Genomic DNA, 6,244 nt, shown 5'->3' with positions numbered 1-6,244 from the left:
GTGTGTGGTTTGGCGGGGGCGGTGGGGACCTCTCGCGTGGCTCTCCAAGCTGTGATCGGGGCTTGATTTCCGGTTTCGGGCAAAGGCGGGTACACCGGATGGAAAGATCAATCCGGAGAAAGCAGATGTTGAAATCGGTTGTTATGGGCGGCGGGATTGCGATGGCGATGCTGGCAGGGTTTGCCGCCCCGTCGCAGGCCGCCCCAAAGGTTATCGAGATCACGCAGGTGCCCTGCCAGTTTCTGGAGCCAGAGGGCACCAACCATCATTACACCAGCACCAAGAAAGCCGATTGCGTTGCGATCAATAACGAAAGCGGTGATGCGCGCGTGGCAAAGGCCGGCGAGATGACGCTGCCGCCCGGTGATTACATTTTCCGGGTGGCGAATGAGGGTGTGCCATACGAGGTCGGTTTCTGGCTGCGTGACAAGGATTACGACTGGACCGACAAGATCCTGAGCCAGAAGATTTCGGTATCGGGCGGCGGGTTGCTTAAGGGCAAGACCAAGGATTATGCCGTGACGCTTACGCCCGGTGAGTATCTTTATAGCTGCCCGCTTAATACCACGCCGAATTACAGGCTTGTCGTGAAGTAACGATTTTCTGCCGCCTCCCTGACGACCCGACTGGCAGGTTTGAAGACGTCTCCCCCCTGATCTGACCTGCCGTAAAACCCGCATATGCCCCCACATATGCGGGTTTCTTTTGTTTGCGCGAGGTGCGGGCGGGGCGTAATCTGAGCCCCGCCATCCTTAACAACGTCCCGGATCGATATGCCCCAAAGCGAGCTTGAAAAAATGAAGGCCGGGCAGTGGTATAGCTGCCTTGACCCGGAACTGGATGCCATGCGCGCACGGGCCCATGAGGCGGTGCATGAACACAGCATCCTGCCACCCGCGGAGCGCGGCAATATCGCGCCGAAGCTGCGTGCGCTGTTTGCAGAATGTGCTGAAGACGTTCGGATCGAAACGCGGTTTCATTGTGCATACGGGGTCAATATCCACCTTGGGCGGAATGTGTTCATCAATGTCGGCTGCACGATCCTTGATACGGCTTCGGTGATCATCGGTGATCATTCAATGCTGGGCCCGAATGTGCAGATTTACTGCGCGCAGCATCACAAGGACCCGGAGCTTCGAAAGCAGCATCTTGAAATCGCGCTGCCGGTGACGATTGGCAGGAATGTCTGGATCGGCGGCGGGGCGATCATCCTGGCCGGGGTCAGTATCGGCGATGATGCGATTGTCGGGGCGGGTGCGGTGGTGACAAAAAATGTCGCGCCCGGTGTCACGGTGGTCGGCAATCCGGCACGCGTGATGGGCGATAGGGCGTAACACGCCCAGCGTCCGCGCACAAAAAACGGGCGGGGATAAACCCGCCCGCAAGGTTCGGCTTCGTATCCGGCACGAAATCCGAGGGAAGATTTCAAAGGATTTTTCAGGCCGTTCGGGAGATCGCGTTCGTCGATCAGGAAATATCGTCAGACCCGGCAACCCGTTTGCGGCCATTGATCATGGCGCGGACAAGGTTTTCGTGGTGGCGCAGGCTTGCCAGCAGCACCCCGCCGATATGGACCAGCACAAGGGCAAGCAGCGCATTGGCAAGGAATTCGTGGGTTTCTTCGACCCAGTCCACCCCCCAGAAGGCGTCGGTTGTGTACATCCAGCCGGTAAGCGCACAGCCGATCATGCCGATGATCAGGGCGATAATCATCGCCGCCCCGGCCGGGTTGTGGCCGATATAGCGGTTTTCGCGGCCGGTGATGATATCCTTAAGGTAGGCCATCACGACCGACGGGCGGCGGATGAATTGCGAAAAACGGGCATAGCGTGACCCGATCAGACCCCAGATCAGGCGAAAGGCAATCAGGCCGCCGGCGGCATAACCGGCCCAGTGATGCAGGGCATCCCATTCATCAGCGGTGATCCAGGCGAGGGCGAAACTTGCCGCCAGGCCCCAGTGAAAAATACGGACCAGCGGGTCCCAGACTTTAACCTGCATTGATCGGGTTCCTTTTTGGGCGATGGGGGCTCCGGTGATCTTCGGGGTGGGGAGCATCATGATCACCGGAGCGGGGGCAACGGGGTGCGGTTCGAGAAGATCGGATTGGAAAGAGTGGGATCAGTCTTCTTTGGTTTTGACGGCTTCGAAGGTTTTCGGGTTGAAATAGGCCTCGACCCGCTTGCCATCCGGGGTTTGGGCGTAAACTTCGTAGCAGCCGTCTTCGGTTTTGATTTTCTTGATGGTCCAGCCATCGGCCGTCAGCTTGGCCTCAAGGTTTTCCATCGGCTGCCATTCGGCTTTGGGGACGTTGCACAGATCATCGCTGGCGCGTGCCGGGGCGGATTGCAGGGTCAGGGCGGCACCCGCCAGAAGGGCGAAAGCCAGTGCGGTTGCGGAGGCAGTCGGGAAAAGCATTCTTTTCATTGTCGGGGTCCTTTAAGATCACGTTGAAACGGTCATGGTTGGCGTATCGAATGGGGTGATCGTGCCGCGGTTTGCTGACAGGAAGCTGAACGGGGGCTGGTCCGGCCTTCAGGTTGTTGTCAGCTTTGCACGGCATATCTGCCGGTTTGGGATCGTATTCGAACGGGAAACGGGGACGCGGGGCGCGATGCGGATTTTGCTGGTGGAAGATGAACGTTATCTGGCCGAGGCGGTGCGCGACCATTTGCTGGCGTCGGGGGATGCGGTTGACATGACCGAAAGTGTGGTCGAGGCCGAGATCATGTTGCGCGGCACACCTTATGATGTGCTGCTGCTTGACCTGAACCTGCCCGATGGCAAGGGGATTGATCTTTTGCGCGCCCTGCGGCGGGCGGGCAGTGTGACGCCGTGCATCATCCTGACCGCGCAGGACCAGATTTCAGACCGGATTGCCGGGCTGAATGCCGGGGCGGATGATTATCTGGTCAAGCCGTTTGATTTGCATGAGCTTTCGGCACGGTTGCTTGCCGTCGCCCGGCGTTATTCGGGCAATCCCAACCCGTTGATCCGGCTTTCGGGGGATAACGGCGGTGCGATCGAGGTTGATCTTGCCAGCCGGTCGGTTGTGATTGACGGGCAGCAGACCGATCTGACATCGCGGGAATGGGCGTTGCTGGATCAATTGCTGCGCCGTCCAGGGGCGACATTATCCAAAGCACAGCTTGAAGAAGCGCTTTATGAATTTGGCGCGGAAATCGAAAGCAACACGGTCGAGGTTTATGTCAGCCGCCTGCGGCGCAAGCTGGGCAAGGCGGTGATCCATACCGTGCGCGGCGTTGGTTATCGCATTGAAGGATGATCCGAGCTTATGAGCAAGATGGCCAAAAACAGCCTGCAATTCATGCTCGCCCGGCGATTGACGGTGACGGTCAGTGTTTTCTGGCTGGCGGGGTCGGTTCTGGCCGGTTACAGCATGTATCACGAAATGCAGGAAGCGTTCGATAACAGCCTTGTCACCACGGCCTATCGCTATGCGCCGCTGATTGATGATTATCTGCAACGCCATGATGGCGGGAGTGCGCAGGAAGTGCTGCCAAGCCCGGCCAAGGGCGAAATCCGCACCGAAGATCACGGGGATGGCGACGGGGACGAGGAACTTGGCGAGGATTACCTGATGTATCAGGTGCGCGAGGGCGGGGGCGGGCTTTTGCTGCGGTCCTATAACGCGCAGGAAAATCCGTTTGAAGCGCCCCTGATCGAAGGATTTTATAACGAGCAGGATTTCCGCATTTATACCGCCGTCCTTCTGGGGGGCACGCGGATCATTCAGGTGGCAGAGCCGCTTGAACACCGGCGCGAGGCGCTTTTTGAAAGCGTGATGGCGCAGTTCCTGCCGATTGTGCTGCTGATCCCGGCGGTGATTATCGGGGTGATCGTAGCACTCCGGCGGGGGTTAAGCCCGGTGCTGCGCGTCCGCGATGCAATTGAGGAACGTGGCGAGGGTAATTTGCAGCCCCTTGAACTCGACGATGCGCCCGAGGAAATCAGCACCATCGTCACCGCCGTCAACCGGCTGATGGAAAAGCTTGATGCCGCATTGAGTGCCGAGCGGACCTTTACCGCGCATAGCGCGCATGAATTGCGCACCCCGATTGCCGCGGCATTGGCGCAGACGCAAAGGCTTGTGCTCGAACTGCCCGAAGACCATCCGGGGCGCATCCGGGCCCGGCAGACCGAGGAAAGCCTTAAACGGTTGTCGCGGCTATCAGAAAAGCTTTTGCAACTGGCCCGGGCCGAGGCCGGGGTCGGCACCAGCCCGACCGGGGAAAACCAGAAACTGGGCGCGACACTGGGGCTTGTGATTGATGATCTGGAACGGGTGGCCGATGGCGCGGGGCGCATCGCCTTTGACGCCAGATCGGCAACCGCGCTTTCGGCCAATATCGATCACGATGCCTTTGCGATCTGCATGCGCAACCTGATTGAAAACGCGCTTAAACATGGCAGCGATCAGGAAAAGGTGATGGTGGAAGTGATTGGCAGCGACACGGTCAGGGTTTCGAACGCGGGCGATGCGGTGCGGCCCGAAGACCTTGATGACCTGACATCGCGGTTCAAACGATCCAATACCAAGGCCAGCGGGGCGGGGCTTGGCCTTTCGATTGTCAAAACCATCGTTGGCAATATCAATGGGGAATTAACGCTCCATTCCCCGCGCCCCGGCAAGCCGGATGGTTTTATGGCGGAGTTGCGGTTGCATCAGAGTTGAGGGGGCGGGGGCTGCTGTGCAAGCCGGTTCATATTGACAAAGGGCAGGGCCGGTGCCATTTTGATGCTGGAGGTTCGGCCCGAAGATGGTCCGCTTGGCGATAGCCTTGAGGGATGATTATTCGGGGCTTTACCTCCTTTTTTATTTGTCGCGGGCAGTGTACGGATCGGGAACGTAAAAAATTCCGTAGGTTTTGAAGGCCTTGCCGTCGCGATATCCGTCCCCTGAAAATTGCAGAGCGTGACAGCGCGGGGCGAAGCCGGTTGCGATGTCGTCGCGTTGTGGTCCGTTAAAAGACCATTCGGGCAGGCGAAATCCCCAATTGATGCAATACAAACAAAGATCTGCTGCCTGAACGCCGGGCGACATTTCCGAATCAACAAATAGCGGGGCGGGAACGATCCAGCGTGTTCTGTGTCGGCCCGCTGCGGTTTTCAGGTAATAATCCTGGAGCTTTCGGACAAACCGCCTGTCATTTGCCTTCTCGGTCTGGTCCATGACGAACAGGCCGTGTTGCTGTTCCATTTCCAGAAAGTAGAAGAAGCGTTCCTGCAAAAAGATATGATCTTTGCGCAGGAAATGGGGATATTGATAATCCTTTGGCGGCTTGGCCCCGCACGGGATCAGGCTGGCAAAGATCTTTGCACTATGTTTGTGCAAAAGATCAAAGATCGCATGTGCCATAAGGATGCTGGCTTGGCCGTAGGCCGCAAAATCACGTGCTGCGGGACTTTCTTTTTGCAGTCCCTTTGTGAGAAAGCGCCTTACCCCGTTGTGGCGGATATTGGCATCAAGCGTGGCGGAGGCCTCCGCCCATTTGACCCGTTTGAGATCAAGTAATTTGCTGCCTTTGATTTCTTTGCTGTATTCCGCAAGACGCACCCCGAAACAGTCCAGTTCGGCCTGATGGAAATCACGGACAAAATCCCAGATACGACTTGCATGAATGGCGACGCCGCCGCGAACCTCCATCGGCATGTTGCGATGGTCATGACCACTTTCGTCCATGAAGAGCAACCAGCTCAAGACGCGACCCTTTCCTGCAATGGGGCGTTGTATATCCCTTTGAAATGCACGCCGGATTGGATCACATACGGGGTGTGTTGTGCAAATTTTTAGTCAGGCAACATCGACAGGTTCTGGACGAAGGTTGGGGGGGATGGAAATTCAGTTCCTTTGTGAGGTTACTCAGCTTTTAACATTCTTCCATCTTCGGCTGGTTGCGGGTTCTCATGAAATCATCCGAGACGCTTTGCGTGTCAAAGAAGCTGTCCCATAGCTGATCGGTTGGGGGGAGGTCATGAGAATTTCCTGCTGCCGGAGCCTTTCGACGCGGGAAAGCGGATTTCGGGGGCTTCGGGGTCATTGCGGATGCCTCCACCTTTTTTGATCATTGATTATATTTTGGTGATGGGCGGCACGGGTCAAGTGTATATGCGCGAAAGCCGCGCATATGGCGCGGGGGTGACGATTTTTGGGCGTGCGCGTCTGGGCGGAGCGAAGGTCGGGTATGTGCCGACGGGTGGGACATTCGGGGCCGGGCTGGCG

At 57.6% G+C, this 6,244-nt stretch carries 7 protein-coding genes; 4 read left to right on the top strand and 3 right to left on the bottom strand.

The features are described from left to right. The first annotated feature begins 125 nt into the window (after positions 1–125). Positions 126–596, top strand: coding sequence for a hypothetical protein (locus BC440_RS08585; protein ID WP_083379326.1), 471 nt, complete (start codon positions 126–128; stop codon positions 594–596). Positions 597–773: 177 nt separating this feature from the next. Then, positions 774–1,334: a sugar O-acetyltransferase gene (locus BC440_RS08580; protein WP_071239863.1), complete on the top strand. Its 561-nt coding sequence runs from the start codon at positions 774–776 to the stop codon at positions 1,332–1,334. Between the two features lie 133 nt (positions 1,335–1,467). Here BC440_RS08580 and BC440_RS08575 read toward each other — a convergent pair whose 3' ends face one another. Next, a complete protein-coding gene (locus tag BC440_RS08575) occupies positions 1,468–2,001 on the bottom strand; it encodes a cytochrome b/b6 domain-containing protein (RefSeq protein WP_071239862.1) in 534 nt (177 codons plus the stop codon). Between the two features lie 120 nt (positions 2,002–2,121). Next, positions 2,122–2,427 carry a PepSY domain-containing protein gene (locus tag BC440_RS08570; protein ID WP_071239861.1) on the bottom strand — a complete coding sequence of 102 codons (306 nt, stop codon included), beginning with the start codon at positions 2,425–2,427 and terminating at the stop codon, positions 2,122–2,124. A 187-nt stretch (positions 2,428–2,614) separates the two neighbouring features. Here BC440_RS08570 and BC440_RS08565 point away from each other — a divergent pair, with 187 nt between their 5' ends. Both BC440_RS08565 and BC440_RS08560 read left to right on the top strand, forming a co-directional pair. Then, on the top strand, positions 2,615–3,286 hold the full coding sequence (locus BC440_RS08565) for a response regulator transcription factor (RefSeq protein ID WP_071239865.1): 672 nt from the start codon (positions 2,615–2,617) through the stop codon (positions 3,284–3,286). A gap of 9 nt (positions 3,287–3,295) precedes the next feature. Beyond that, positions 3,296–4,696 carry an ATP-binding protein gene (locus BC440_RS08560; RefSeq protein ID WP_051682119.1) on the top strand — a complete coding sequence of 467 codons (1,401 nt, stop codon included), beginning with the start codon at positions 3,296–3,298 and terminating at the stop codon, positions 4,694–4,696. A gap of 141 nt (positions 4,697–4,837) precedes the next feature. Here BC440_RS08560 and BC440_RS08555 read toward each other — a convergent pair whose 3' ends face one another. Then, entirely contained in the window at positions 4,838–5,722 is an 885-nt protein-coding gene (locus BC440_RS08555) for a DUF3800 domain-containing protein (RefSeq protein WP_139192092.1), read from the bottom strand. Between the last annotated feature and the right edge of the window lie 522 nt (positions 5,723–6,244).

The sequence above is a fragment of the Thalassospira sp. MIT1004 genome (genome assembly GCF_001858545.1).
GTDB lineage: Bacteria > Pseudomonadota > Alphaproteobacteria > Rhodospirillales > Thalassospiraceae > Thalassospira > Thalassospira xiamenensis.
Note: the sequence above shows the minus strand (reverse complement) of the source record. Positions and strands in the feature narration are given on the sequence as shown.

Excerpts from the sequence above, each read along its gene's own strand:
- BC440_RS08585 (WP_083379326.1), top strand. The coding sequence starts at position 126 with ATGTTGAAATCGGTTGTTATGGGCGGCGGGATTGCGATGGCGATGCTG.
- BC440_RS08580 (WP_071239863.1), top strand. The coding sequence starts at position 774 with ATGCCCCAAAGCGAGCTTGAAAAAATGAAGGCCGGGCAGTGGTATAGC.
- BC440_RS08575 (WP_071239862.1), bottom strand. The coding sequence starts at position 2,001 with ATGCAGGTTAAAGTCTGGGACCCGCTGGTCCGTATTTTTCACTGGGGC.
- BC440_RS08570 (WP_071239861.1), bottom strand. The coding sequence starts at position 2,427 with ATGAAAAGAATGCTTTTCCCGACTGCCTCCGCAACCGCACTGGCTTTC.
- BC440_RS08565 (WP_071239865.1), top strand. The coding sequence starts at position 2,615 with ATGCGGATTTTGCTGGTGGAAGATGAACGTTATCTGGCCGAGGCGGTG.
- BC440_RS08560 (WP_051682119.1), top strand. The coding sequence starts at position 3,296 with ATGAGCAAGATGGCCAAAAACAGCCTGCAATTCATGCTCGCCCGGCGA.